This is a genomic window from Thalassospira sp. UBA848, from assembly GCF_002295455.1.
Lineage (GTDB): Bacteria > Pseudomonadota > Alphaproteobacteria > Rhodospirillales > Thalassospiraceae > Thalassospira.
In genome coordinates this window covers 4,124-28,226 of record NZ_DBGS01000007.1, presented here as the reverse complement: position 1 = coordinate 28,226, position 24,103 = coordinate 4,124, and the positions used below count along the sequence as shown (strand labels likewise).

Genomic DNA, 24,103 nt, shown 5'->3' with positions numbered 1-24,103 from the left:
TTTTCTGAAACCGACGATTAGTTGGTCAGGGCCTGGATCTGTGCACGGGCAATGTCAAGCGCGCGCTCGGCATTGGCTTTGTCGTGTGCAGTCTCGGCAGTCTTGATGTCGGCTTCTGCCGCTTCAAGACGGGCCTGCGCTTCGTCAGCTTTCAAATCGGCAACCGGAACCGCTTCTTCTGCCAGAATGGTGCAACGCTCGGGATTAACCTCTGCAACACCACCAGCAACGAAGATACGTTCGGAAACCTTACCACCTGCATAGATGTCGATGACACCCGGACGAATGGTCGAGATCATCGGCGAATGCTTGGGCAGTACACCAAAATTCCCGTCCGTGCCCGGAACAACGACCATCTCGACCGGCTCGGATTTGAGCAGGGCAGACGGTGAAACAAGTTCCAGTACAGTCGTATCAGTCATGACAATCCTCGCTCCTTAGCCGGAGGGGGACCAAAGCTGCCTTAGGCAGCTTCGGCCATCTTCTTGGCTTTTTCGATGGCTTCTTCGATGGTGCCGACCATGTAGAATGCCTGTTCCGGCATGTGGTCATATTCACCAGCGCAGATCGCCTTGAACGCCTTGATGGTGTCTTCGAGCTGAACGAACACGCCCGGAGTACCGGTGAAGACTTCTGCAACGTGGAACGGCTGCGAAAGGAAACGCTGGATCTTACGGGCACGTGCCACGACCAGTTTGTCTTCTTCCGAAAGCTCGTCCATGCCGAGGATGGCGATGATGTCCTGAAGACCTTTGTAGGTCTGAAGAACACGCTGAACTTCACGAGCGGTCTCGTAGTGTTCCTGACCAATCACGCCCGGATCCAGAGCACGCGAAGTGGAGTCGAGCGGGTCAACTGCCGGGTAGATGCCGAGCTCGGCAATCTGACGGTTCAGCGTGGTGGTTGCGTCAAGGTGGGCAAACGAAGTTGCCGGTGCCGGGTCAGTCAAGTCATCGGCCGGGACGTAAATTGCCTGAACCGAGGTAATGGAACCTTTTTTGGTCGAGGTAATACGTTCCTGCAGCGCACCCATGTCGGTTGCCAGCGTCGGCTGATAACCCACAGCAGACGGGATACGACCGAGAAGTGCCGACACTTCCGAACCAGCCTGGGTAAAGCGGAAGATGTTATCGACGAAGAACAGAACGTCCTGGCCTTCTTCATCACGGAAGTATTCCGCAAGGGTCAGACCGGTCAGAGCAACACGTGCACGTGCTCCCGGGGGTTCGTTCATCTGGCCATAAACCAGTGCGGCTTTGGATTCGCCTTCCGGGTTGATAACGCCCGATTCCATCATCTCGTGATAGAGGTCGTTACCTTCACGGGTACGTTCGCCAACACCGGCAAAGACCGAATAACCACCGTGGCCTTTTGCCACGTTGTTGATCAGTTCCATAATAAGGACGGTTTTACCAACGCCCGCACCACCGAACAGACCAATCTTACCACCTTTGGTGTACGGCGCGATAAGGTCGATAACCTTAATGCCGGTCACCAGAATTTCGGTGTCGGTGGACTGGTCGATGAAGTCAGGTGCTTCACGGTGAATCGGAGAGGTCTTGGCTGATTTAACCGGACCACGTTCGTCAACCGGCTCACCGATAACGTTGAGAATACGACCAAGGGTTTCCGGACCAACCGGAACCGAGATCGCATCACCGGTGTCGATGACTTCCTGACCGCGTCTCAGACCTTCGGTGGTGTCCATTGCGATCGTACGAACCGCATTTTCACCAAGGTGCTGTGCAACTTCAAGAACCAGGCGCTGACCGTTGTTGTCAACATGCAGCGCATTCAGAATGGGAGGCAGTTCGCCGTCGAATTTAACGTCGACGACGGCGCCCATTACCTGGGAAATTTTCCCCGCCTTCTTGTTCGCCATAGGTATTGTCTCCTGCTCGGACAAAGCTATCCGTTAACTTCCTGCGACCCGCTTACAAAGCCTCGGCGCCGGAAATGATTTCAATCAGTTCGTTGGTAATCTGAGCCTGACGTGAGCGGTTATATTCGATGCTCAGTCGGTCGATCATGTCGCCGGCATTGCGGGTTGCGTTATCCATCGCGGACATACGCGCGCCGTGTTCAGATGCACTGCTTTCAAGCATTGCACCGAAGATCTGGACGCCAACGTTACGTGGCAGCAAATCAGCCAGAATGGCTTCTTCGGACGGTTCGTATTCGTAAACCGCAGAAGAACCGGTTGCTTCTTCCTGCTCGTCAACTTCTTCACCCGCGAACGGGATCAGCTGCTGAGCGGTTGCTACCTGCGAAATCGCGGACACGAACTTGTTGTAGAAGATCGTGCAGACGTCGAATTCGCCTTCGTCGTAAAGCGCCAGAACCTTGTCTGCCACCTCGGTTGCAGAGGAGAAATCAATCCCCTTCTTGCCCTCGATGCCAGTATACCGGGCAACAATATTGTCACCAAATTCACGCTTGAGCGCATCTGAGCCCTTACGGCCGACGCAGATGATTTTAACGGTCTTGCCTTCACCCTTAAGGGCAAGGGCCTTCGCACGAGCCGCTTTCACGATCGATGCGTTAAAACCACCGCAAAGGCCACGGTCTGCGGTGAAGACGACGAGCAGATGCACGTCATCTTTACCGGTACCGGCCAGAAGCTTCGGAGCGCCTTCATTGCTACCGACGGCAGTTGCAAGACGGCCCAGCATCGTCCCCATGCGTTCCGCATAGGGACGGGCTGCTTCCGCTGCATCCTGTGCACGACGGAGCTTGGAGGCTGCCACCATCTTCATCGCCGAGGTAATCTTCCTCGTCGACTTGACGCTGGCAATGCGCGAGCGCAGATCCTTCAAACTAGCCATTGCGTTTCCTCCTTCGCCTAAGTTTCAGTCTTACGCGAAGGTTTTCGCGAACTTGTCGAGGAACGCTTTAAGCTTGGCTTCGCTGTCATCGGACAGAACCTTCTCGGTGCGGATCGCATCGAGGATATCAGCGCCAGCCGAACGAATTTCGGACAGGTACTGTTCTTCGAAGGCGCGAACCTTGTTCACCGGAACGTTGTCGAGATAGCCTTTAACACCAGCATAGATCACAACAACCTGCTCTTCGACCTTGAGCGGCGAGTACTGCGGCTGCTTGAGCAGCTCGGTCAGACGTGCGCCACGGGCCAGAAGTTTCTGGGTCGCCGGATCAAGATCCGATGCGAACTGTGCGAATGCTTCCATCTCACGATACTGAGCGAGTTCCAGCTTGATCGAGCCAGCAACCTGCTTCATCGCTTTGATCTGTGCGGACGAACCAACACGCGAAACCGACAGACCGACGTTCACAGCCGGGCGTACGCCTTTGTAGAACAGGTCGGTTTCAAGGAAGATCTGACCATCGGTAATCGAGATCACGTTGGTCGGAATAAATGCCGAAACGTCGTTCCCCTGGGTTTCAATGACCGGAAGTGCGGTCAGCGAGCCAGCGCCGTTTTCGTCATTCATCTTCGCAGCACGTTCCAGCAGACGGGAGTGCAGATAGAAGACGTCACCCGGGAATGCTTCACGTCCCGGCGGGCGGCGAAGCAGCAGCGACATCTGACGATAAGCAACAGCCTGCTTGGACAGATCATCATAGAAGATGGTTGCGTGCATGCCGTTGTCACGGAAGTACTCACCCATTGCGCAAGCAACGAACGGTGCGATGAACTGCATCGGCGCCGGGTCGGATGCGGTCGCAGCGACAATGATGGTGTTGTCCATCGCGCCGCGCTCTTCAAGGACCTTGACAACCTGTGCAACGGTCGAACGTTTCTGACCAACTGCAACATAGATGGAGAACATCTTGTCGCTGTCGGATTTCGCTGCATCGTTCACCGGCTTCTGGTTCAGAATGGTGTCAACGATGATGGCGGTTTTACCGGTCTGACGGTCACCAATGATCAGCTCACGCTGGCCACGGCCAATCGGGATCAGGGAGTCAATCGACTTGATACCGGTCTGTACCGGCTCGTGAACCGACTTACGCGGGATGATGCCCGGCGCCTTGACGTCAGCAAGGCGACGTTCTTTGGCACCCAGATCACCTTTGCCGTCGATCGGGTTACCCAGACCGTCAACAACGCGGCCAAGAAGTTCTTTACCAACCGGAACGTCAACGATGGCACCAGTACGTTTAACCTGGTCACCTTCCTTGATCGAACGGTCAGAACCGAAGATCACGACACCAACGTTGTCTTCCTCGAGGTTAAGGGCCATGCCCTTAATGCCACCTGGGAAGTCAACAAGTTCACCAGCCTGAACGTTGTCCAGACCGTAAACACGGGCAATACCGTCACCGACAGACAGAACCTGACCGACTTCGGCAACTTCGGCTTCAGCACCAAAATTGGCAATCTGATCCTTGAGAATAGCGGAGATTTCCGCGGCGCGGATTTCCATCACGCAACCCCTTTCATAGCGAGCTCGAGCTTCTGCAGTTTAGTACGAAGCGAGGCATCAAAAACCCGGGAACCGACCTTGACGACAAGACCGCCAAGAACAGCCGGATCAACTTTAAGGTCCACTTTGACAGTGGCGCCGACAACTTCTTTGAGAGCGCCGGTAACGGCTTCGATTTGCTCTTTTTTCAGCTCGGAAGCCGAGGTCACCTGTGCGGTAACTTCGCCCTTGTGAGCCGAGAGCATGGAAAGGTAGGAATCAATGACATCCGGCAGGGCAAACAGACGACGCTTCTGAGACAGAAGCCCTACGGTCTTCTTGGTCAACTCGGAAACGCCAAGCTTGTCCAGAAGAGCCGCCATCGCCTTGGCCTGCACGTCCCGGGAAATCACGGGACTGCGGAGTACATTCCGGAGGTCATCGCTGCTTGCGATGGCCTGGTCGAGCAATTCAAGATCGCTTTTGACAGCATCAAGCTGGTTGGCCGAATTGGCCAAGTCAAATAGTGCTGTGGCATAGCGCCCTTGGAGCCCGGTCGCGGCAGTATTTTGGGACACCGGTGAAAGCCCTCAATTCTGGTTATGAGAACGACTCGGATACGTATAAAAAAATGGTCCCCCGAAAGGGGTTCCTTCCGGGAAGCGAGCGTTTGGTATCACATGTCCTTGGAGGGGGCAACCCCCGCGCAAGCGCATTTGCGCCCTCTTTTCCATTCTTTGGCAAAGATGGGCCAAAACACCGCGAATTCGCTCATTTTTAAGGCAGGCTTACAACTATTTTATAAGACGCCCATTTCCGACGATCCATCGATTGGGCAGTTTGATCGACCATTTTCATGACGAATCCCGCAATTTGCACAGTGCGCGGTCGCAGAACGGTCAAAATGGTCATCTGGAACCGCCCAAACTGTTATCGAGTTCACATCAGAAGCTGACCATCACCTGCCTTTGGAAACCCGGTTGTCACCCCTGATTATCGAAAGGCATCCTTCCTATATAAAAGACAGTCCATGGATCTAGACATGTGATCCTGTGCCGTCGCCCTTCGATACCCATGTCCTTGATCGATTGATCGCCATCTTGGCCTGAACTTCCTGATCAAGATCGAGGTCGAACTGATCGGCAAGGCGATACAACAAGATCAGAACATCGGCGGCCTCTTTGCCGATCTCATTGATGTCGCGCTGATCGACGGCCTCGCCAAGTTCCTGCATTTCCACGAGCGCCCTTTGTACGAGCGATGCGGGATCGGCGACGGGGCCAAAGGTTTGCTCCGCCCAATCGCACATGCTGCGCTGGTTTTCGGATGATTGATTATTGTTTTCACAACGCATTCTAAAATTAACTCCTTAAATATAGTATGACATCAAAACGCACTCGCGCCGCTTTCAGGACCGCAAGAATGATAACGAAGATGCCCGCAGCACGAAAACAAGGTTCCCTGACTTGGGCGCTTTGCCTGTGCGCCGCAGTTTGCCTGATCCTGTTATCCCATAGAACCCCTTTGGCGCGCACACTGGTGATAGAGGGCGTTGAAGAAGCCCCTCTCAAATGGCTTGGTCACGAAGAAGCCATGGGCATTGATGTCGATATCATGACCGAGGTTCTCACCACCATGGGCGTCAGCGACTATGTGTTTCGCTTTGTCGATACGGGCAGCCGACTACTGCACAATGCAAAAAGTGGCAATTCGGACATCATATTGACGCTGTCTATGAATGATCGACGAACCAAATACCTTATGTATCCGGACGAGGCCCATCTGCTTCTTGATTGGCGGTTTGCCGTGCGGGCCGAGGACAAGAACAAAATTCGGTTTGATGATTTCACCGACCTTGAACGTCTCAGGATCGGTGCGGCTGCCGATTACTCTTATACCAGCAGCTTTTGGAATTCAGGTCTCGATATACAGACCGTGGCGCGCAGCGACCTTCTGATTCCGATGCTGCTGCAAAAGCGTTTTGACGTGGTGCCGGTAAACTACCTCAACACCATTTATCACAGTTTGCAGAACCGCTATCGCGACAGGGTTGCCTTCCTTTATCCACCTTTGCGTCGTGCGCCCTATTATAACGTGTTCTCACGGGCGTCAGACTATCCGGGCAAGGAAGCCTTTCTTGAAGAGTACAACAAGATCATTCGCGAGATGCGCGATGACGGCAGGTTGCTGCGTATTTTTGAACGCTATCTCGGACCCGACGGGTACGACTGGTGGCAATCGCAATATTCCCAATAACCGGAACTGGCGCAACAAGCGCCAACTACATAAAGCTGTAGGGATCGATGTCGACCTGCACACGAACACTCCCGGGCGTTTTAACCTTGGACAGCCAGTCATTGATCAGGGCCTGCATCTTGACCCCTTTGTCCGCCCGGATCATAAACCGCCGCCGATAACGCCCGCGCAAGAGCGACAATGGAGCCGGTGCAGGACCAAGCACCATCAGGCCATCCCCGCGCGGCGCAACCCGGCCAATGCGCCAGGCTGCTTCATCGACTTCGTTTTCCTTTTTGCCACTTATAATAAGGGCGGCCAATCGACCATGCGGCGGCATGCCATGGGTCATACGCTGGGACAGCTCGACCTCGTTAAAGGCATCGCGATCACCAGCGGCAATAGCCTTGATCACCCGATTGGCTGGGTCGGCGGTTTGCAAGATCACTGTACCGTGACGATCCCCGCGCCCTGCACGGCCGGCAACCTGTGTTAAAAGCTGATAGCTGCGTTCGGCCGCGCGCAAATCGCCGCCGGCCAAGCCAAGATCGGCATCAACCACCCCAACAAGTGTCAGCATCGGGAAGTGATAGCCCTTGGCCAAAATCTGTGTGCCGATCAAAAGGTCGACTTCGTGATTATGCACACGGTTGATCAGCGCGGCTGCCGCCTTTGGCCCCATGATGTTATCGGATGTCGCGACTTCTACCCGGATATCGGGGAAGGTTTCGACCGCCTCTTCATACAGGCGTTCCACGCCCGGCCCGCAAGGAGCCAGTTTGCCCTCTGCGCCGCAGGACGGGCAGGCATCAGGCGCCTTGGCCTGATAACCGCAATGATGGCATTGCAATTTGCCCCATGCCCGATGTTCCACAAGCCAGGCCGTGCAGTTCGGACACTGGAAGCGATGACCACAGGCCCGACACAGCGTAAGGGGTGCGTAGCCCCGTCGGTTCAGAAACAGCATCGCCTGTTCGCCATTGGCAAAGGTTTCTGTCAGCCGTTTTTTCAGGGTCGGCGTGATCCAGCGGTTGCGTTGGGGTTTGTCCTGCCGGATGTCGATGATCTCGACACTTGGCAACACCGCCGCACCATGACGATTGCCAAGTTGAACATGCTGATAACGACCGGCTTCAACATTGGCCAGGGTTTCAAGTGATGGGGTCGCGGATGCAAGAACGATGGGGATATTGCCCAGGTGCGCGCGTGTCACGGCCATGTCGCGCGCATGATACATCACGCCATCTTCCTGTTTGAAGGCGTGTTCGTGTTCCTCGTCCACTACAATCAGGCCAAGATCCTGATACGGCAGGAACAGGGCCGAGCGGGCCCCAACGACAAGCTTGGCCGACCCATCGGCCACCGCCCGCCAGGTATCGCGACGCCTGGCCTGCCCGACTTCGGAATGCCAAAGGGCGGGTTCAACACCGAACCGGTCGCGGAAACGTTGCAGCCACTGGGCCGAAAGTGCGATTTCCGGCAAAAGGACAACAACCTGCTTGCCCTGTGCCAGTGCGGCACGGACCGGCTCGAAATAAACTTCGGTCTTGCCCGACCCGGTCACCCCATCCAGCAGCGTGCAGGAAAAGCCGCCGTCATCAAGGCGTGCACAGAGCGCATCTGCTGCGTCGTTCTGCTCTGCCGACAGGCTCGGTCGTGCGATATCAAGATCAGGGGCTTCAAATGGCGATGGCGGTGTGACCATCAGGCGCTGCACGGCACCGGCTTCGACCAGCCCCTTGATCACGCTGGCCCCGGCACCGGTTTCGCGCAGGATATCGCCCTGTTCCATCGGTGGATGATCGGCCAGAAACGCCAGAACCCTTTTGCGCGGCGGCGTCATGCGCAAGCTTGCCGCGTCAAATTCCGGATTAAGGGTAAATCGAAAGATCGGCTTGGGGGGCTCAAGCGCGTCAGGCACGCTCATCGCCATACGCAAGACGGCCCCTTGCGGGGACATGGTATAGGCCGATACCCAATCAATGAACTTGCGCGTGACATCCGCCATCGGCGGGGTTGGCAAAACACCGAAAATTTCCCGCAGTTTTGCGGGATCCACATCACCCTTGGCATCGCCCCAAACGACACCGCGTTGGGTTTGACGGCCCAGGGGAATTTCAACGAAATCGCCGGGTGCGACAGAAACACCTTCGGGCACCAGATAGTCATATGGCCCGGCCAATGGCAGTGGCGGCAGGACGCTTACGGTCTGGGCGGTTACCTCAAAGGCCGGATCGTTCGCAAACAAATTTCCAGAGGTGGCCTTTGCGGCACGCATATATTATAAACCCCGTGAGGTTGCCCATCAGACCGGTGCCGTTTCAGGTTCGCCAGAGACTGGGCACAGAAACAAACGGTCCCACAGCAAGGATCTGGTTTCGTTAACAGATGATCCAGAACCTAGCAGCTAACCGCATCATTGAACAACAGGTCCTAAACAGGAATTCCAATGAAGTTTTTCATCGATACCGCTGACATCGACGCAATCCGCGAACTGGCCATGTCCGGCCTCGTAGACGGTGTCACCACCAACCCCTCGCTGGTAGCAAAGTCTGGCCGACCGTTTCTTGAACTGATCAAGGAAATTTGTGACGTTGTTGACGGCCCGGTCAGCGCGGAAGTTGCTGCAACCGATTATGAAACCATGGTTGCTGAAGGCCGCAAGCTTGCCAAGATCGCTGACAATGTCGTCGTCAAACTGCCGCTGACCGCTGATGGTCTCAAGGCTTGCCGCACCTTCACCGACGAAGGCATTCAGACCAACGTCACCCTTTGCTTCTCGGTTGGTCAGGCCATTCTGGCTGCCAAGGCCGGTGCGACTTATGTTTCGCCGTTCGTTGGCCGCCTGGATGACATTTCCTCTGACGGCATGCAGCTGATTGCTGACATCGTTGATGTTTATGGCAACTACCCGAACTGGAACACCGAAGTCCTTGTGGCATCGGCACGTGGCCCGCAGCATGTTGTCGACTCGGCCCGTCTTGGTGCTGACGTCGTCACCATCCCGCCGCAGGTTCTTGGCCAGCTGACCAAACACCCGCTGACCGACAAAGGCCTCGAAGCCTTCCTTGCCGATTGGGAAAAAACCGGCCAGTCGATCCTTTGATTTCGGATCGCTGATCGCGACAGATATATAAAAACCCGCATCGCGCGTGGTTTTTAACATGCATTTAACCCGGCAGCCCGCATTGTGGCAGCCGGGTTTTTTGTTTCTCACTTTTCAAGCCGGAACCGATGGAAAAGACAGCTTTGCGCGCCGATGATGTCGCGGACTACCTTGCCGAACATCCTGAATTCTTCACTACGCGCCCGGACTTGCTTGAAAGTCTTGATTTGCCGATGCGCGAACTGGGCAATGGCGTTGCCGACATGCAGCAATATGTCGTTGCCCGCCTGCGCGACGAACGCGAAAAGCTGCGCGGTGCCACCAGCGAGCTTATCAATATTTCCAAATCCAATCTCGAAACCCAAAGCCGTATTCACCGTGCGGTTCTGGCGCTTTTGAATGCACGCGGGTTTGAAACCTTTGTCGAGGCGCTTCAGGATCTGGTGCCCGAGCTTCTTGATCTTGATGCCATTGCGCTGTGCTTTGAAGAATGCACTGAGGCCCCTGTGCCAAGTTGTGATGGCCGGGTGCGCCGCCTTGTCGTTGGTGCGGTTGATCAGGTTCTTGGCGAAGAACAGGATGTCTGGCTGTTGCCAGATGACGCCGGGGATGAGGCAATCTTTGGTCCAAAGGCCTCTGAAATCCGGTCTGCGGCGATTGTCCGCCTTGCACCGTTTTATGGTGATCCGGTCGGGCTTGTTGCCTTTGGCGTCAAGGAACCGGATTATTTCAGCCCGGCACAGGCCAATGACCTGATCATGTTCCTGGCATCCGTTATCGAGTTTGGTGTGCGTCGATGGCTGACCCAAACGGTCTGACCGCCATCACCCTGCCACAGGATGTGCGAGACGCCATTGCCGACTGGCGTGGCTGGCTTGCCAATGAGCGCCGCGCATCCAACCACACCACTGAAAACTATCTCGCCGATCTTTATGCGTTTCTGGGCTTCGTCAAAGACCATCTCGGCGATGCTCCGACGCTTAAGGACTTGCTCCGCCTGAACCCGCGCGATTTTCGAAGCTGGCTGGCGCGTCGCAGCATGGATGGCATGGCCAAGACGTCGACCGCGCGCGCACTGTCTTCCCTTCGCAATTTTTACCGATTTCTTGAACGGTCCGGGCGGGGCCAGAATGCCGCCATACAGTCGATCCGAAACCCGCGCCTGCCGCAATCAACGCCCAAGCCGCTGGCACCTGATGACGCCATGGCGGTGCTGGAAAATGCCGATGTCTGGCAGGATGAACCGTGGCTTGGCAAACGTAACCTTGCCCTGTTTACCCTACTTTATGGCTGCGGATTGCGTATATCCGAGGCACTTGATCTGAATGCCAATCAACGCCCGAACGGCGATTCGATGGTGATCACGGGGAAGGGCAACAAACAGCGCCTTGTCCCGGTTCTGCCCATCGTACGGGACGCAATCGAGGACTATGTCCGCACCTGCCCGTTTGCACCCGATGGCGATGATCCATTGTTTCTCGGCGCTCGCGGCAAACGCCTTGTTGCGCAGGTAGCCCAGCGCGAAATGCGCAAGGTCCGGGAACTTTTGAACCTGCCCGATACCGCAACACCGCACGCGCTGCGTCATTCCTTTGCGACCCACCTTTTGGCCGGTGGGGGCGATTTACGCACCATTCAGGATTTGCTGGGCCACGCGTCGCTTTCAACGACCCAGCGCTATACCGCGGTTGATACCGAACAGTTAATGGCGGTTTATAACGGCACCCATCCGCGCGCCCGGCGCTAGGACACCTGCCGGAACTGCTGCGCTCGACCGCGCGTTAAAGCCAGACAAGTCATCCTTCGAGCCCCACAGGAAAAAGCAGTCGCCCGATGAAGTTATTTCGATCCCGCCGCTTTGATGCCAGCCATCGCCACCGACAGATTTACAGCGCCTATGAAATCGCCTATTCAGCCGTCGACCTGCTGGCCGCCGTGTTGTTCATCGTTGGAAGTTTCCTGTTTCTTGACGACGAAACCGTCAAAGCCGGGACCTGGTTGTTTATCATCGGATCGGTTTTCTTTGCGGCCCGGCCTGCCGTGCGCCTTGCGCGGGAACTGCATCTGGCCGGACTTGGCGATGAAGAAACCGGAAATTCATCAAACAACCAATCCCCCGAACAGGAAAGCGCCACGCGATCCTGAGAGTTGCAGATCCTGTTTTATAAATTTTCGGTTCCTGCTGGTCGCATTTCCCCCTTACACTGCGCGCAATCAATTGATCCCCACGGAGGAAAACCATGATTCTGCGTTCGAGTGGTCCGTCGCCGTTTGGCCGGAAAGTCAAAATCGTTGCCAAGATGCTTGGTATTTATGACCAGCTGACGGTGGAAATGTCGAATACCAACGATCCGGCGGATACACTGCGCCAGCAAAACCCGCTGGGCAAAATTCCGATCCTGATCCTTGATGATGGCCGCAAGATTTTCGACAGCCGCGTGATCTGCGAATATCTTGACGCACAGGTCGATGGCACCACCCTGCACCCGACCGAAAGCGACGCACGTTGGGAGGCGCTGACGCTTCAGGCGCTTGGTGACGGCATCGTCGATGCGTCCATTTTGCAGGTCTATGAAACCCGGATGCGCCCGGAAGACAAACGCCATGACGAATGGCTGTCTTATCAGGCCGACAAGGTCAAACGATCACTGGATCAACTGAGTGCCAATCCGCCGTCACTGGAAGGTGACCTGACGATTGGTCATGTCGCGATTGCCTGTGCGCTGGGCTATCTGGATCTGCGCTTTGAGGGCAAATGGCGTGAAAGCTATCCGACACTGGTCACATGGCTTGAAACCTTTGACGCCCGCGTCCCGGCCTTTGAAGCCACCAAGTTTGTCGCCTGATCAGACGCCCTTTGGCGCGCCGCGACACATGTCCGGTTGCGCCAAAGGGCAAAGCCTTTAAATCAAGTACTTACCGATCAAAAATCAACCCGGAGCCTTTTGCACAATGTCTCGTCTGAACAGCGTTATCCGCCGCCTTCAAGCCCAACGCGATTGCCTGAATGCGGCAGCAGAAATGATCAAGGATCAGGACGGCATCGTGCTTGAAGTCGGGCTTGGAAACGGGCGCACGTTTGATCACCTGCGCGAAATCATGCCAGACCGAGAGATTTTCGTCTTTGACCGGCAAATCGCCGCCCACCCGAAATGCATCCCCGATGATGACCATCTGTTCCTTGGCGATATCTTTGAAACCCTGCCGAAGGCGGTGGAGCGGTTCAAAGGCAAGGTTGCACTGGTCCATTCCGATGTCGGCACCGGGGACGAGGCGCTTAATGCCAAGATCGCGTCCTTTATCGGATCAACCCTGCCCCCGGCATTGATCAAGGGTGCAATTGTGGCGTCCGACCAGAAAATCGATGTGCCGGGCACGATTGCCGAACCGCTGCCCGAAGGCGTTCCAAAAGATCGCTATTTCTTCCGTCGTTATCAGGGCTAATATCGCCCCCAGTTTTGGAATTGGCTCTGTTCCCGCAGAGCCCTGTCAGCATCTTAGGAAATCGTGCCGTGGCCACCGCAAACGCCCCATCGCCCAGTGGAAGTCAATTGTCCGAAGCACAGGACTTTCTGGCCAAATATCCCGATGTCGAGGCCATCGACATCATCCTGACCGACTTTCACGGCATTGGCCGGGGCAAGACGATCCGCCGTCACGAACTTGAAGGCATCTATAAATCCGGTCGCGGCTTGCCGAGCTCCTTGTTCGGGCAGGATGTCAGTGGCGAAGATGTTGATGATTGCGGCCTTGTGCAGACTGGCGGCGGCGGTGATTGCCGGTGCTGGCCAGTGCCGGGCACGCTTGGCTATCTGCCCCATACCGGCCGCGGGCAACTTTTGATTGCCATGTATGAAGAAGACGGCGCACCGCATGACGTTGATCCGCGCAATGTTTTCGGCGCGCAGGTCAAACGGGCGGAAAATCTTGGCTTCTATCCGATGGGCGCGTTCGAACTTGAATTTTATCTGGTCGACCAGACCCCGGATGCCCAGGGCCTCTATCACCCGGCATCCTATGCCATCACCAAACGGCGCAGCAAATTGCGTAACACCATGTCGGTCGACGAAATCGATGAAATGTCACCGCTTTTTGATGCGGTTTATGAGGGTGCCAAGCATCTTGACCTGACGCTGGAAACGCTGATTTCGGAATATGGTCCGGGCCAGTATGAAATGACCATCCGCTATCGCGATCTGATGCGCGCGGCCGATGACGTCATCATCGCCAAACGCCTGATCCGCACGGTCGCACGGCGCTTTGGCAAGGAAGCCGTCTTTATGCCCAAGCCGTTCGGAAATGAAGCCGGGTCAGGCATGCATTTGCACCTGTCGCTTGCAGGCCAGGATGGCAATAACCTGTTTGCCGATCAGGCAGACGGATCTCTAAGCCCGTTGATGCTCAATGCGATTGGCGGCATTCGCGGCACGATTGGCGAAACCATGCTGTTGCTCGCCCCGTTCATGAATTCTTGGCGTCGCTTTGCATCGGCGATGTATTCACCGGCATCTGATGACTGGGGTGTTGAAAACCGAACCGTGGCACTGCGCGTGCCGGGTACACCGGGCAAAACACGCCATTTCGAACACCGTATTGCCGGGGTTGATGCCAACCCCTATCTGGTCGCGGCTGTGACCCTTGGTGCTGCCCTTGACGGCATTGAAGGCAAAATTGATCCGGGCAAACCATGTGAAGATGAAATCGGCGAGGCAAAGGCACCAAACGACCTGCCGCGTCATTGGCTTGAGGCGATTGATCAGTTTGCCGCGTCTGATTTCAATAAACGCACCCTTGGCGAACGCTTCCACACCGCATTCACCAAAATCAAACAGGCCGAATACGAACAAATGGCGCTGAAGGTTTCGGCAGCAGAGTGGGAATATTACGGGTTCTCTGTTTAATCCCTAAGTGGCGCTTTTACTTTGACCTTACCCCACATTCGGTCTCAACAGTTTTGTTGGAATTATCGCATTTTGATGGCAAACACATTCTCTGCTCCCAGTTCTCTTGAACGGAATTCACGTGAATGAAGTGTCACTGGGAAGAAATAGATAGCTTTCGAAGCCATACGGAATTCACACGTTTTGTCGCGTGGATCGATGGACAGGTGCGCAACGGCAATGCTACCGAAGTCACTGCTCTAGATTACTCTACTAGCAAATCAATTTCCGAAAGACGGTTTGCTTGCATGGAATGCCAATCTATATGGCGATTGATGTACCCTGACCCAAGTTACTTTGCCGGTGCTTTTGGTGTTTTAAGAGTATCCAAAGGAAATTGATTTCGGATAACCGTCAAACTTTGAAATAACTCTGGACATCTGACAAACACAATTACGGCGTCATATACCGCACCAGAAATGAAAAGTATTGAAGTCAGTTTTCCATCAAACCTTATATAAAGTTGCAAGAACGGATCAAGGAAACGACAGAACGCTTAGAAACCATCGCTATTGATATTTTTTTTGAGTGAATACTCGAATTGATCATTGAAAAATCTTGGAACTGTCGAAGCCGTCGCAGCAATCCAAACCGCATCCCATACCTGCAAAGAACTCGATGAATTTACCGCTATGAACGGAAAATTTGGGCCACACGTAAAAAAAATCGGCAACATGTACTATCCAATGGGCAGACCATCGGTTCACTCAGATAACTTATGGCGAGAACAAGACTGGGAAGCACGTAGAGAAGAAGACGGCACGTGTTACTTTGAGTTTCAGGCTAGCGCACAAGGCGTTGGCTCGATTACCTACGAAATATCTAATGATGAGTTCGAAAGCATTAAGGAGGGGAAACTTAGCTTTGAGAGCTTAATCAGAATAACTGACCAGAACAAGAACAGAAAGCCACTTTTATAGGACCTCAAGGTGCCGCAATCGGGAGAATCTCAGCGTCATATTAGATACTTAGAAAGACAACCTTGGCTGATGACGCCTGATGACGGCATCAATAGGTTAGGTCCAAACCAAGGAAGTTACTAAGTGCCAGGGTAATGCCTCCCACCACCAGAAGGGCCAGCACGAAGATGCCGGTGACCTTGGCACTGGCGCGCAGGACCGCTTGCCTTCCGTACTTTTGGCCTTGGTCGTAATGCCACTTGATGGCGAAGAACATCGCGGTCAGCAGTGCGACAACTTTAAACGTGCCAAAGGCGATCGGGACCCAATCCATAACAAAGACTCTCATATTTATGCATTATGGATTTATGGCCTCATCTTGGGCTCAGGCAAACTTCGCATTCTGCAACCCTGACATGAAGCAGCGCATTGTGCCAAAAGCACCAGCAACCGGATGGAAATATTGCAGATTTTCTGTTGAAGGTGCCGTCTGGTCAGATTGCTCTGACCAGGACTACCGGCAGCGTGCAGCGTTAGAAAACACGCTTTGCACGGTTGTTTGATTTTCGCGCCGAGAAGGCGACTTGCGGGCGGGCGTCCATGGTTTTCTGATCGCGGAGATAGGCGACTTCAAGGTCGCGGGGCTCAACACTGAGCACGCGGGAAGATTCCGGGCGATCCGAATTTGTATTGAGGTGAATCTGCGTCGAAACCCACTGCCATGTCGGGTATGTCAGCTTTTCATCCTGCGTTTCTTCGGTAATCACCTTGTAGGATCCGGCCGGAAGAACTTCTGCAAGGCCACGCATGCTGAACGGACGTGTGAAATTCAGAATTCTCGAAGTGGTACGATTGGTCAAAAAAGGCTCCTTGCGCCGGAATGCGCGTTGGACAGGCCAAACGATCGGGACCATTCCCGCCGTCGGACACTGACTCGGATTACAGACAGATCAAAGTTTTCAGATTAACAACGGACAAATTTGCCCAAGCCAATAAAATATTGGAAATTTGAGAATCAAAAAATATTTGCAGCATCGACCATATGAATATTTTTGATTAATTTACAACGGTATTATTTTTTATTTAATCGAAAAAACAAAAACTTGAGCTTTAATTCAGACCTTAAAGACATCCCTTTTATTTACTAATTCAAGTAATTACGTTCCATTTCGGGACCAGAAGATGTCAGCTCCGATCAATATCCGATACCCACCGCCTATTCCTTGCCATCCCGTCGCAATGGCGATATTCAGGTTTCAAACTGTCATTAACTTGCGATGCCGGGCCCCGCGCATTATCTCCGGCTTGCAACCAGGCGAGATGAGAAGACGCCATGAATGAAATGATCACCATTGCCGAGGCATCTGCCGACGCAATGTCGGAAATGCAGATTGATCCCACCCTTGATCTGGAAGCTGAGATTCAGCGCCTGAAAAAGGAAAAGAACGCGATCATTCTGGCCCATTACTATCAGGATGGGGAAATTCAGGACCTTGCCGACTTTGTCGGTGACAGTCTTGACCTGTCGCGTAAGGCAGCAGCAACCGATGCCGATGTCATCGTGTTCTGCGGCGTGCGCTTTATGGCTGAGGTTGCCAAAATCCTCAGCCCGAACAAGACCGTTCTGCTGCCGGACTCGAAAGCGGGTTGCTCGCTCGAAGATTCTTGTCAGCCCGAGCCGTTCCGCAAATTCCGCGAACAGCATCCTGATCACGTGTCGATCACCTATATCAACTGCTCGGCCGAGGTTAAGGCGGCGTCCGATATTATCGTGACCTCGTCCAATGCGGCCGAAATCATTGATCAGATCCCGGCAGATCAGCCGATCCTTTGGGCGCCTGACCGCCATCTTGGTTCCTATCTTGCCAAGAAAACCGGTCGTGACATGACGCTGTGGAACGGGTCATGCATCGTGCATGAACAGTTTTCCGAACGTGAACTGATCCGCCTGAAAACCCAGAACCCGGATGCCAAGATCGCAGCCCATCCGGAATGCCATGACGGTATTCTCAAGCATGCCGATCACATCGGGTCGACCCGCGCCATTCTGGAATATGTGATTAACGGTCCGGATCAGAAATACCTGATCGCGACTGAACCCCACATCATCCACCAGATGGAAAAGGCCGCCCCGCACAAGGAATTCATTCCGGTTCCGGGTGCCGACGGGTCATGTGCGTGCAACAACTGCCCGTTCATGGAGCTCAATACGCTTGAAAAGCTCTATCTGTGTCTGGTCAATAACGGTCCGCAGATCGTCATGCCCGAAGACCTGCGCGTAGCAGCGGTCAAACCGCTTGAACGCATGCTGGAAATGTCAAAGCACATTCCGGTCAAAAAAGACGACAAAGACCACGCGGCCTAAGCCGAGTTACCTCACAGCCCCGCAAATCTTGCGGGGCTGTTTGCAATCCCCACCAGAATCCAAAGCAGCCCGCCATCATGACCGTCCTGACCCAAGCCGAAATTGCGGAATTCATTGATCGTTCCTTTGCCGAGGATATCGGCACAGGTGACATCACATCAGATAATGTCATTCCCGCTGATGCCCGCCTGCGCGTCGCCCTTGAAACCCGCGAGGATATCGTGGTGGCCGGGCTTGACATTGCCCTTGATTGTTTCCGCAAGCTGGTCCCCGATGCGAAGATCGAAAAGCACTGCGAAGATGGCGATGCAATTTCCGCCATGGACGTCATGGCTGTGGTCGAGGGCAATGCACGCGGCATCCTGACGGCCGAACGCACAGCACTTAACACCCTTCAACACCTGTCAGGCATTGCCACCACCACGCGCACCTATGTTTCGGCCATGGGCGATACCACGGCAAAGCTGCTTGATACCCGCAAGACACTGCCGGGGTGGCGCAAACTGGAAAAATACGCAACCCGCATGGGTGGCGCGCAAAACCACCGCATGGGGCTTTATGACGGCGTGATGATCAAGGACAATCATATCGGCGTTGTCGGGTCGATCACCAAATGCGTCGAAGCTGCCCGTGCCGCCAACCTGCCCAAGATCGAGGTCGAATGCGACACCCTTGATCAGGTCAAGGAAGCGACAGAAGCCGGGGCGGATATCATCCTGCTTGATAATATGGGCCCGGATATGTTGCGCGAAGCAGTTGCCATTGTCGCTGGTCGCTGCAAGACTGAGGCATCCGGGGGTGTAAACCTTCAGACCATCGGTGCGATTGCCGCAACCGGGGTCGATTATGTTTCCGTCGGTCGGATCACCCAGTCTGCCCCGGCCGTTGATATTGGACTTGATGTCGCTATCCTGTGAGGCCGCATGCGCGAAAGCAATCACAGCATTACAGACCCTGCCCTGATCAAGGTGATCGAAACCGCCAACTGGATTTTGCGTGACGGCGAGAACATCCTGTCGGTCCGCAGCCACGGTCGCGACCGGTTCTATTTACCCGGTGGCAAGATTGACCCGGGCGAAACCGCCCGCGAAGCCATCAAACGTGAAATTAGCGAAGAACTCGGCGTTGACCTGATCCCCGGCACATTACGCGAACTGGGCACCTTTGCCGGACAGGGCCACAACCAGCCCGACGGATCGGTTGTGCGCATGACCTGCTTTACAGGGCACTATTCCGGCACCCTTGCCCCGGCAAGCGAGATCGCCGAACTCAGGTGGCTCTCACCGCGCGAACGCCATTTGATGGCGCCAATGGGGCAAAAGATCACTGCGGCCCTGTTTGATATCTGATCTGCGTTTCCAAGCGACAACACGCCTAGCGCGGCGCATCCCCATCCGAACTGCCGCCCGCATCGGGTATTTCACGGCCAGACGCATCGCGATCACGCGACACATCCTTGGCCGTGGATGGCGGCGCGGCCTTTTGATCTGCCCCGCTATTTTCGGCATCAGATGATGTGTCGTCCGGCGTGTTTTCCGAGGTCTCGGTTTTCTCTGGCTCGACCTCAGTGATCTTTGTCGGCGCACCCTTGCCGGCGTCGCGAATGGCATCGGTCAGTTTATCGATATCACGCAGGTTCAAATCACGCTGCGGGAATGGAATTTCGATACCTTCGTCACGGAAGCGCTGAACAAGCTCAAAGCGGATCGAACTTCCCACCGCAATCACATCGCCAATATCGCGCAGGAAATAGCGCAACTCGAAATCAAGCGAGCTGGCTCCGAAATCCATGAACACCACCTGAGGTGCCGGATAGGTCAGGATTTCACGGCGCTTGTCGGCCATCTCCAACAGGATTTCGCGAACCTTTTCGATATCCGCGCCATAAGACACCCCAATCTTGATAATGCCTCGGCCTGAACGTTCCTTGAGTGTCCAGTTCAGCACCCGGTTGGAAATCAGCTCGGAATTCGGGATCACAACAGATGATCGGTCAAAGGTTTCGATCTCGGTTGCGCGGACACGGATGTCTTTGACAAAGCCCTGATCGGCCCCAACCACGATCCAGTCACCCACCTTGATCGGGCGTTCGACCAACAGGATCAGGCCCGAGACAAAGTTGTTCACGATACTTTGCATGCCAAAACCGATACCAACCGAAATGGCACCGGCGATGATGGCAAGGTTCGACAAATCAAGCCCGGCGGCAGAGACCGCCAGCAAAATGGCAAGGCAAATCCCGGCATAGCCAAAGATCGCCGACACAGAATGCTGCAGACCCTGATCAAGTTTGGTGTTGGGCAGAACGCGTGTGCTGAGCATGCGCTGGAAGAAACGCATCACTGCCAGCACGATGACAAACATCAAGGCCGCCAACATGATCGAACGCAGCGAGAAATGAATACCGCCAACCTGAATACCGACAAACGCCTGCTGGACTGCCAGAATAAGGTCTGCCCAGGCAATATCGGTAAAGATCATGACCGCAACCGGCACGGCGATGGAGAACATCACCACATCGATCAGGACCCGCATCCAGAAATAAAGTGTGCCATGCACCGCATCGCTGACATTGCTGTCTTCGCTGCTTTCGGGGCGCACCAGATAGGTATGCATAAGCGCCCGGCAATAGGCACGCAGCAGCCAGTAACAGGTCAGGAATGCCAGCGCCATCATCAGGTTTTCAAGGATGAAACGCGCCAGTGCGACATAGCCAACCGCCATCAGAACCGGCATCAAGATCGCGATTATTTTAAAGCCACGGCGCGATCGGCGTTCGATCTTTGACCAGATTGCATGCCGGTCGCGCTCGTCATGCTGCCAGAAAACACCCAGCGAGGAGACGAACAGCAGTACCGAAATAACCAGAACGTTCGAGATGCTCTGCACAAGCGCGATATCAAGCGACGTTCCCAACGTCGTCGCACCCTGAAGCAGCACCATGTCAAAGGCGAAAATCACCGCCACCGCCAGCGAACAGAACCCGACAACCCGTGCGCCTTTTACCGTTGTACCAGAACGTCGTAATGTCGGGGCAAAGGGCGAATGGACACTGCGTATGGCAGCCCCGACAAACAGCAGGAAAAGCGCCGCGGCAAAGCATTGATGAACAAAGTCGCCCATTGCACCGCTGAGCAACGCCTGACGCGATTCAAGCATGCCATAGGCAATCACAAGCGCAATTCCCGGCACCATCGCCGTAAACAGGAACCGCGTACCGGAAACAAGCGATACCCGATCCTCATCGGGCACAGTATTCCAGCGCGCCGGGATGTAGCGCAGGACGATGACCTCACCGCCAATCAGCGCGGCAATCACAATAAATGTCAGGAAAACCAGTCCGGCTGCGACCTCGGACAGCTCGTCGGCCACCTGTCCTTCAAGTTCCAGATTGGCGTAGCGGGCCTGCACCATACTTGGCAGCTGGACAATTTCACCCCACGCTTCGAACCAGACAACAGGATCAACTGGCACATCCACCCGACCAAGAATGCGTTGGGTAAAACGTTCACGTGCCAGTCCGGCCAATTGATCGGATAATTCACTGGCGCGGAAATTGACCAACTCAAGCTGTTTGATCACCCCGCTGACGCGCGCAATATCCTGATCAATGCGTTCGCGTTCGCGGGCCACGGCGGGGACTTCTTCTTCGCCCTCAGCCGGGGGATCGCCCAGCTTGCCAAGCGCTGCCTGAAAACGTTGCAGGCGATCATTGGCACGCCCGCGCAGATCGCCAATTGCAAGCTGAATGGTTTCAACCCGATCGCGGCCATCTGCAATGACCCGACCGGTGACTTCTTCGCCGGAAATGGATTTTTCGAGTTCATCAAGATCGGATTCCCAATCCGCGATGCGATTCTGGGCGTTTTCCAGTTCAATCTTCTGAACAGATTCAGTGCGCTGTTCACTGGGTTGTGCCGACAACCCCAAAGAAGCCGTCATTGCAAACAGGGCGATTGCAAGACCTGCGATGACCTGACGAACTGATGTCATTCCTGATGATCCATTATGATGCCCGACAACCGTTTCTTGAGCGTTTTTGGCGTTTTGTAAACAGGTTGACTTGATACTTGTTCACAGAACAGAACCCTACACTGAAGACAGTAACGAATCATCTAACGTTTCGTTCCCGTGCGATGATGCGTTGATGAAAATGTCATGAGAAACCCGTTCCTGACCTGTGCATGCACCGTCAGCCAAGGAGCCCGCGATGAGCAATACAACGCTGATCAATGCCTTTGAAATTGCCCCGGACGGCAACGCCCAGCCGTTTGAATGGGCCACCCTGCAATCGGGTCTGCCGCCGATTGCTGATGGCAGTTATCTTTGGGTGCATCTGGACTGGATGGGTGACGGGGTACGCGATTGGCTGATCAATGTGGCCGGGATTGACGCCACCATCAGCGACACGCTTTCGACCCGGGGCACCCGACCGGCGGTATTTTTCTATGATCCGGGATATTCACTTAACCTGCGCGGGGTGAACCTGAATGCCCATAATGATCCGGCCGATATGATATCGGTGCGGTTCTGGGTCACGGCCAACATGGTGATCACGCTGCGCAAACAGCCGCTCAAGGCGTTTGATGACATACGCGCCGCCATTTCCGAGGGCAAAGCCCCCAGCAGCGTTGATGACTTCGTCCTGACCGTTGCAGAACGGCTTGCCTTTCGCGTCGAGAATATCGTGCTCGGCATGGAAGAAGATGTCGAAGCAATTGAGGACGATCAGGAAACCGTGGCAGAGGGCAAAACACTGGCGCTGCGCAAACGCGGATCGGACATCCGCCATCAGTTATCGCGCCTGCGCCGCCATCTGGGACCGCAACGCGACGCACTGGCAAACTTTGTCGAACAGAAACCGGCATGGTCTGACAAGCGGTTCAAACGCCGCGCCCGCGCGCTGACCGATAAAACCGTCCGGCTGGTCGAGGAATTTGATTCGCTGCGCGAGCGCATTCAGATCGTCAATGAGAACCTGATGGCAATCGAAAGCGAGCAGATGAACCGCACGATGTATTGGTTAACCGTGATTGCCGGTCTGTTCCTGCCGATCAGTTTTGTCACCGGGCTTCTGGGCATCAATGTCGGCGGTGTTCCGGCAACAGACAGCCCCTATGGCTTCCTTGGTGTGTCGATCATACTTGCGGTGATTACCGCGTTTGAAATCTGGTTGTTCAAGAAGATGCGTCTGATCTGAATGGCGGCATTGCAAACCACCTTGTTGCATTGCAGCGGTTCTTGGCGCTATGACAAAGCCACGACTTCGATTTCTTTCACTGCATCCGAGATTTGTTGATGACCGACGGCCCACTTTCCCGTTATCGCGCGAAAATCACCGCTGGTGAGCTGTCCCACGATCCGATGCAGGAATTGTGCGCTGAAAAGCTGCAAAGCCTGAAACATGCGCTGGACCATTATGAACCGGCAACCGGCACCGGCGGTTGGCGCGAACGGTTTGGCCTGACCCGAAGACGCGATGAACCCACCCCGCCGCTTGGGCTTTATATTTACGGCGAAGTCGGGCGTGGCAAATCAATGTTGATGGATCTGTTTTATGAAACCATCGACATTAAAAAAAAGCGTCGCGTTCATTTCCATGATTTCATGCAGGACGTGCATGAACGTATGCACCGTTATCGTCAGACCAAGAAAAAAGACGATGCCGATCCGATCCCGCCAATTGCCAAGGACCTTGCCAAAGACGCGTGGTTGCTGTGCTTTGACGAGATGCAGGTCACAGACATTACCGATGCCATGATCCTTGGCCGACTGTTCGAACAGCTGTTTGATCATGGGGTGGTGATTGTGACGACGTCAAACCGCGTGCCCGATGACCTGTACAAGGATGGCCTGCAACGCCAGAACTTTCTCCCCTTCATTGACATGATCAAGCAGAAGCTCGACGTGCTGGAACTGGCAAGCCCGACCGATTATCGCATGCGCAATCTGACCGCTGCCGAAGTCTTCCTGTACCCGACCACGCCTGAGGAAGCATCCCCGCGCATTACCGAGATGTTTGCCACCCTGACCGAAGGCGCGCGCGTCGCCCCGGACAGTCTGAGCATCAAGGGCCGCAAGATTGAAATCGCCGCAGCGGGTGCCGGGGTTGCCAAATTCAGCTTTGAAGAACTCTGTACCCGACCACTGGGACCGGGGGACTACATCGCGCTGGCGACGCATTTCCATAC

At 54.8% G+C, this 24,103-nt stretch carries 24 protein-coding genes; 14 read left to right on the top strand and 10 right to left on the bottom strand.

What is annotated here, in order from left to right; translation table 11 throughout:
• Positions 1 to 17: 17 nt before the first annotated feature.
• From atpC to B2R48_RS01180, 6 genes are all read right to left on the bottom strand, one after another.
• Entirely contained in the window at positions 18 to 422 is a 405-nt protein-coding gene (gene atpC / locus B2R48_RS01205) for an ATP synthase F1 subunit epsilon (RefSeq protein ID WP_062955999.1), read from the bottom strand.
• Positions 423 to 463: 41 nt separating this feature from the next.
• The gene (gene atpD, locus B2R48_RS01200) at positions 464 to 1,882 is read right to left on the bottom strand and encodes a F0F1 ATP synthase subunit beta (protein WP_062956000.1); all 1,419 of its coding nucleotides are present in this window, start codon (positions 1,880 to 1,882) and stop codon (positions 464 to 466) included.
• A 52-nt stretch (positions 1,883 to 1,934) separates the two neighbouring features.
• On the bottom strand, positions 1,935 to 2,825 hold the full coding sequence (locus B2R48_RS01195; protein ID WP_062956001.1) for a F0F1 ATP synthase subunit gamma: 891 nt from the start codon (positions 2,823 to 2,825) through the stop codon (positions 1,935 to 1,937).
• Positions 2,826 to 2,855: 30 nt separating this feature from the next.
• The gene (gene atpA / locus B2R48_RS01190; RefSeq protein ID WP_062956002.1) at positions 2,856 to 4,388 is read right to left on the bottom strand and encodes a F0F1 ATP synthase subunit alpha; all 1,533 of its coding nucleotides are present in this window, start codon (positions 4,386 to 4,388) and stop codon (positions 2,856 to 2,858) included.
• Positions 4,388 to 4,945 carry a F0F1 ATP synthase subunit delta gene (locus tag B2R48_RS01185; protein WP_062956003.1) on the bottom strand — a complete coding sequence of 186 codons (558 nt, stop codon included), beginning with the start codon at positions 4,943 to 4,945 and terminating at the stop codon, positions 4,388 to 4,390. Before B2R48_RS01185 ends, atpA begins: the two co-directional genes overlap by 1 nt.
• A 458-nt stretch (positions 4,946 to 5,403) precedes the next feature.
• Positions 5,404 to 5,721, bottom strand: coding sequence for a MazG nucleotide pyrophosphohydrolase domain-containing protein (locus B2R48_RS01180; RefSeq protein WP_213474231.1), 318 nt, complete (start codon positions 5,719 to 5,721; stop codon positions 5,404 to 5,406).
• A 68-nt stretch (positions 5,722 to 5,789) separates the two neighbouring features.
• On the opposite strand from B2R48_RS01180, the gene B2R48_RS01175 reads away from it, so the two are divergent.
• A complete protein-coding gene (locus B2R48_RS01175; RefSeq protein ID WP_296996803.1) occupies positions 5,790 to 6,623 on the top strand; it encodes a substrate-binding periplasmic protein in 834 nt (277 codons plus the stop codon).
• A 25-nt stretch (positions 6,624 to 6,648) separates the two neighbouring features.
• On the opposite strand, the gene B2R48_RS01170 is transcribed toward B2R48_RS01175, so the two are convergent.
• On the bottom strand, positions 6,649 to 8,880 hold the full coding sequence (locus B2R48_RS01170; RefSeq protein ID WP_296996801.1) for a primosomal protein N': 2,232 nt from the start codon (positions 8,878 to 8,880) through the stop codon (positions 6,649 to 6,651).
• Between the two features lie 171 nt (positions 8,881 to 9,051).
• Between B2R48_RS01170 and fsa the strand changes: the two genes are divergently transcribed.
• From fsa to B2R48_RS01130, 8 genes are all read left to right on the top strand, one after another.
• Positions 9,052 to 9,708, top strand: coding sequence for a fructose-6-phosphate aldolase (fsa, locus tag B2R48_RS01165; RefSeq protein WP_062956007.1), 657 nt, complete (start codon positions 9,052 to 9,054; stop codon positions 9,706 to 9,708).
• Between the two features lie 128 nt (positions 9,709 to 9,836).
• Positions 9,837 to 10,526 (top strand): DUF484 family protein, encoded by a 690-nt coding sequence (locus B2R48_RS01160; protein ID WP_062956008.1) that lies wholly within the window; start codon positions 9,837 to 9,839, stop codon positions 10,524 to 10,526.
• Positions 10,505 to 11,455, top strand: a complete 951-nt coding sequence (locus B2R48_RS01155; protein WP_296996796.1) for a tyrosine recombinase XerC — start codon at positions 10,505 to 10,507, stop codon at positions 11,453 to 11,455. The genes B2R48_RS01160 and B2R48_RS01155 overlap by 22 nt, the downstream gene beginning before the upstream one ends.
• Before the next feature lie 86 nt (positions 11,456 to 11,541).
• Entirely contained in the window at positions 11,542 to 11,853 is a 312-nt protein-coding gene (locus tag B2R48_RS01150; RefSeq protein ID WP_296996794.1) for a YrhK family protein, read from the top strand.
• Positions 11,854 to 11,948: 95 nt separating this feature from the next.
• Positions 11,949 to 12,554, top strand: coding sequence for a glutathione S-transferase family protein (locus tag B2R48_RS01145; RefSeq protein WP_296996789.1), 606 nt, complete (start codon positions 11,949 to 11,951; stop codon positions 12,552 to 12,554).
• A gap of 106 nt (positions 12,555 to 12,660) precedes the next feature.
• Entirely contained in the window at positions 12,661 to 13,152 is a 492-nt protein-coding gene (locus B2R48_RS01140) for a class I SAM-dependent methyltransferase (protein WP_063089237.1), read from the top strand.
• A gap of 68 nt (positions 13,153 to 13,220) precedes the next feature.
• Entirely contained in the window at positions 13,221 to 14,609 is a 1,389-nt protein-coding gene (locus B2R48_RS01135; protein ID WP_296996785.1) for a glutamine synthetase family protein, read from the top strand.
• A gap of 587 nt (positions 14,610 to 15,196) precedes the next feature.
• A complete protein-coding gene (locus tag B2R48_RS01130) occupies positions 15,197 to 15,568 on the top strand; it encodes a hypothetical protein (RefSeq protein ID WP_296996782.1) in 372 nt (123 codons plus the stop codon).
• Positions 15,569 to 15,656: 88 nt separating this feature from the next.
• On the opposite strand, the gene B2R48_RS01125 is transcribed toward B2R48_RS01130, so the two are convergent.
• Both B2R48_RS01125 and B2R48_RS01120 read right to left on the bottom strand, forming a co-directional pair.
• Positions 15,657 to 15,881: a hypothetical protein gene (locus tag B2R48_RS01125; RefSeq protein WP_296996779.1), complete on the bottom strand. Its 225-nt coding sequence runs from the start codon at positions 15,879 to 15,881 to the stop codon at positions 15,657 to 15,659.
• Positions 15,882 to 16,080: 199 nt separating this feature from the next.
• Positions 16,081 to 16,407: a hypothetical protein gene (locus B2R48_RS01120; protein ID WP_062956057.1), complete on the bottom strand. Its 327-nt coding sequence runs from the start codon at positions 16,405 to 16,407 to the stop codon at positions 16,081 to 16,083.
• Between the two features lie 473 nt (positions 16,408 to 16,880).
• On the opposite strand from B2R48_RS01120, the gene nadA reads away from it, so the two are divergent.
• From nadA to B2R48_RS01105, 3 genes are all read left to right on the top strand, one after another.
• Complete coding sequence (gene nadA / locus B2R48_RS01115) at positions 16,881 to 17,912, top strand: quinolinate synthase NadA (protein ID WP_062956015.1); 1,032 nt, start codon at positions 16,881 to 16,883, stop codon at positions 17,910 to 17,912.
• A gap of 77 nt (positions 17,913 to 17,989) precedes the next feature.
• Positions 17,990 to 18,829: a carboxylating nicotinate-nucleotide diphosphorylase gene (nadC, locus tag B2R48_RS01110; protein ID WP_296996777.1), complete on the top strand. Its 840-nt coding sequence runs from the start codon at positions 17,990 to 17,992 to the stop codon at positions 18,827 to 18,829.
• A 6-nt stretch (positions 18,830 to 18,835) separates the two neighbouring features.
• Positions 18,836 to 19,261, top strand: coding sequence for an NUDIX hydrolase (locus tag B2R48_RS01105; protein WP_296996775.1), 426 nt, complete (start codon positions 18,836 to 18,838; stop codon positions 19,259 to 19,261).
• A 25-nt stretch (positions 19,262 to 19,286) separates the two neighbouring features.
• Here the strand turns inward: B2R48_RS01105 and B2R48_RS01100 are convergent, their stop codons facing one another.
• The gene (locus B2R48_RS01100) at positions 19,287 to 21,905 is read right to left on the bottom strand and encodes a DUF3772 domain-containing protein (protein ID WP_296996772.1); all 2,619 of its coding nucleotides are present in this window, start codon (positions 21,903 to 21,905) and stop codon (positions 19,287 to 19,289) included.
• Between the two features lie 217 nt (positions 21,906 to 22,122).
• Between B2R48_RS01100 and B2R48_RS01095 the strand changes: the two genes are divergently transcribed.
• Positions 22,123 to 23,112 carry a CorA family divalent cation transporter gene (locus tag B2R48_RS01095; RefSeq protein WP_296996768.1) on the top strand — a complete coding sequence of 330 codons (990 nt, stop codon included), beginning with the start codon at positions 22,123 to 22,125 and terminating at the stop codon, positions 23,110 to 23,112.
• Positions 23,113 to 23,210: 98 nt separating this feature from the next.
• A partial coding sequence (zapE, locus tag B2R48_RS01090; RefSeq protein ID WP_296996765.1) for a cell division protein ZapE occupies positions 23,211 to 24,103 on the top strand: 893 nt, incomplete at its 3' end.

Coding starts and splice junctions, on each gene's coding strand:
- atpC (WP_062955999.1), bottom strand. CDS start 422: ATGACTGATACGACTGTACTGGAACTTGTTTCACCGTCTGCCCTGCTC.
- atpD (WP_062956000.1), bottom strand. CDS start 1,882: ATGGCGAACAAGAAGGCGGGGAAAATTTCCCAGGTAATGGGCGCCGTC.
- B2R48_RS01195 (WP_062956001.1), bottom strand. CDS start 2,825: ATGGCTAGTTTGAAGGATCTGCGCTCGCGCATTGCCAGCGTCAAGTCG.
- atpA (WP_062956002.1), bottom strand. CDS start 4,388: ATGGAAATCCGCGCCGCGGAAATCTCCGCTATTCTCAAGGATCAGATT.
- B2R48_RS01180 (WP_213474231.1), bottom strand. CDS start 5,721: ATGCGTTGTGAAAACAATAATCAATCATCCGAAAACCAGCGCAGCATG.
- B2R48_RS01175 (WP_296996803.1), top strand. CDS start 5,790: ATGATAACGAAGATGCCCGCAGCACGAAAACAAGGTTCCCTGACTTGG.
- B2R48_RS01170 (WP_296996801.1), bottom strand. CDS start 8,880: ATGCGTGCCGCAAAGGCCACCTCTGGAAATTTGTTTGCGAACGATCCG.
- fsa (WP_062956007.1), top strand. CDS start 9,052: ATGAAGTTTTTCATCGATACCGCTGACATCGACGCAATCCGCGAACTG.
- B2R48_RS01160 (WP_062956008.1), top strand. CDS start 9,837: ATGGAAAAGACAGCTTTGCGCGCCGATGATGTCGCGGACTACCTTGCC.
- B2R48_RS01155 (WP_296996796.1), top strand. CDS start 10,505: ATGGCTGACCCAAACGGTCTGACCGCCATCACCCTGCCACAGGATGTG.
- B2R48_RS01150 (WP_296996794.1), top strand. CDS start 11,542: ATGAAGTTATTTCGATCCCGCCGCTTTGATGCCAGCCATCGCCACCGA.
- B2R48_RS01145 (WP_296996789.1), top strand. CDS start 11,949: ATGATTCTGCGTTCGAGTGGTCCGTCGCCGTTTGGCCGGAAAGTCAAA.
- B2R48_RS01140 (WP_063089237.1), top strand. CDS start 12,661: ATGTCTCGTCTGAACAGCGTTATCCGCCGCCTTCAAGCCCAACGCGAT.
- B2R48_RS01125 (WP_296996779.1), bottom strand. CDS start 15,881: ATGGATTGGGTCCCGATCGCCTTTGGCACGTTTAAAGTTGTCGCACTG.
- nadA (WP_062956015.1), top strand. CDS start 16,881: ATGAATGAAATGATCACCATTGCCGAGGCATCTGCCGACGCAATGTCG.
- nadC (WP_296996777.1), top strand. CDS start 17,990: ATGACCGTCCTGACCCAAGCCGAAATTGCGGAATTCATTGATCGTTCC.
- B2R48_RS01105 (WP_296996775.1), top strand. CDS start 18,836: ATGCGCGAAAGCAATCACAGCATTACAGACCCTGCCCTGATCAAGGTG.
- B2R48_RS01100 (WP_296996772.1), bottom strand. CDS start 21,905: ATGACATCAGTTCGTCAGGTCATCGCAGGTCTTGCAATCGCCCTGTTT.
- B2R48_RS01095 (WP_296996768.1), top strand. CDS start 22,123: ATGAGCAATACAACGCTGATCAATGCCTTTGAAATTGCCCCGGACGGC.